The 1,650-nt window shown below is 59.2% G+C and carries 3 protein-coding genes; all 3 read left to right on the plus strand.

Annotated features, from left to right (window positions below; genetic code table 11):
* Positions 1–102 precede the first annotated feature (102 nt).
* On the plus strand, positions 103–435 hold the full coding sequence (gene tnpA, locus ACI77H_RS29985; protein ID WP_207203826.1) for an IS66-like element accessory protein TnpA: 333 nt from the start codon (positions 103–105) through the stop codon (positions 433–435).
* Positions 432–767, plus strand: coding sequence for an IS66 family insertion sequence element accessory protein TnpB (gene tnpB, locus ACI77H_RS29990; protein WP_407015539.1), 336 nt, complete (start codon positions 432–434; stop codon positions 765–767). Before tnpA ends, tnpB begins: the two co-directional genes overlap by 4 nt.
* 81 nt (positions 768–848) lie before the next feature.
* On the plus strand, positions 849–1,650 hold an 802-nt coding region (gene tnpC / locus ACI77H_RS29995), incomplete at its 3' end, for an IS66 family transposase (protein ID WP_407015540.1).

A 1,650-nucleotide genomic window follows, 5' to 3' on the forward strand; every position in this document is an offset into this window, starting at 1 on the left:
GTATGCGTCCGGCCAACACACCTTCCTGACCCCGACGCCAAAGGCGATGGTGTCCACCTGATTTAAGTGGACACCATTTCTAGCCTTTTAAGCGGGTCTTTCATGCAGCCACAACGCCGTTCCTACTCCAAATCCTTCAAGGCCCAGGTCATTCAAGAGTGCTCCCAGCCCGGGGCCTCAATTGCCAGCGTTGCGCTGAGCCACAGCCTCAACGCGAACCTCGTCCATAAATGGATTCGAGTGCAAACGCAGAAAGCCATGGCGCTGCAACCTGCTTTCATTCCGCTGCCCTTGCAGTTAGCCGGAGCAAATTCGCAAGCCGCGTCATCGACTATCTGCCTCGAAATCCCACACCCGCGCGGCACCGTGAAAGTGAACTGGCCGACCGAAAGCGCCGCTGCCTGCGCCACCTTTCTACGAGATCTGCTGCGATGATCCGCATCGACTCCATTTGGCTCGCCACAGAGCCCATGGACATGCGCGCCGGTACCGAAACTGCGCTGGCGCGGGTGGTGGCGGTGTTCGGTGCGGCGCAGCCGCACTGTGCTTATCTGTTTGCCAACCGCCGCGCCAATCGGATGAAAGTGCTGGTGCACGACGGGTTGGGTATCTGGCTGGCAGCGCGCCGCCTGCATCAAGGCAAGTTCTTCTGGCCGGGTTCTCGACACGGCTCTCAGATAGAATTGGGTGCCGAACAGCTACATGCCCTGGTGCTGGGTTTGCCTTGGCAAAGAGTCGGGCCTGGCAGCGCGATTTCCATCGTATAACACCTGCCATGGCCACCCAGGCCGTGCAATTGTCCGATGAGCCTATCGTCGGTTTTAGCCTGCTCTGGCAAAATCGGCGGCATGACTTCACTGCCCAATCTCGACCAACTAAACCCTGAACAACTGCGTGCTCTGGCGGCGCAGTTGATGCAGCGTGTCGAGAGTCTCGATCAGAAAATCGAGACAATGGGTAAGAAGATCCACCGCGACCAAACGGTTATCGAAAAGCTGACCCACGAGATTGCGCAACTCAAGCGCTTCAAGTTTGCCAAGCGCAGCGAGCAACTGAGCCCGGATCAAGCCAGCCTGCTCGATGACCTGATCGACACCGACATTGCGGCCATCGAGGCTGAACTTGAAGCGCTGAAACTTGCTCCCGCTTCGACCGAGGTTCGGCAAAAACCTAAACGCACCGCCTTGCCGCCGCAGTTTCCGCGCACTCTGATCCACCACGAACCCGACAACAGCCATTGCCAGTGCGGCTGCGCTCTCAAGCGTATCGGCGAGGATGTCAGCGAGAAACTCGACTACACGCCGGGCGTGTTCACCGTTGAGCGGCACATCCGTGGCAAGTGGGTCTGCGATCAGTGCGAAACCCTGATCCAGGCACCGGTTCCGGCGCAGGTCATCGACAAAGGCATCCCGACCGCGGGGCTGCTGGCCCACGTCATGATCGCGAAGTTCGCCGACCATCTACCGCTCTATCGCCAGGAATCGATTTTTGGTCGAGCCGGTTTGGCTATCGCGCGTTCGACCCTGGCGCAATGGGTCGGCAACTGTGGCGTGCAGTTACAGCCGCTGGTCGATGCCCTGCGTAATACTGTCCTCGAACATGGCGTAATCCACGCCGATGAAACGCCGGTGCAGATGCTCACGCCGGGTG

Source organism: Pseudomonas sp. O230 (assembly GCF_045447035.1).
In the GTDB taxonomy this organism is placed as follows: Bacteria; Pseudomonadota; Gammaproteobacteria; order Pseudomonadales; family Pseudomonadaceae; genus Aquipseudomonas.

Bases quoted from the DNA above. Each gene is read 5' to 3' on its own strand.
- tnpA (WP_207203826.1), top strand. From the start codon at position 103: ATGCAGCCACAACGCCGTTCCTACTCCAAATCCTTCAAGGCCCAGGTC.
- tnpB (WP_407015539.1), top strand. From the start codon at position 432: ATGATCCGCATCGACTCCATTTGGCTCGCCACAGAGCCCATGGACATG.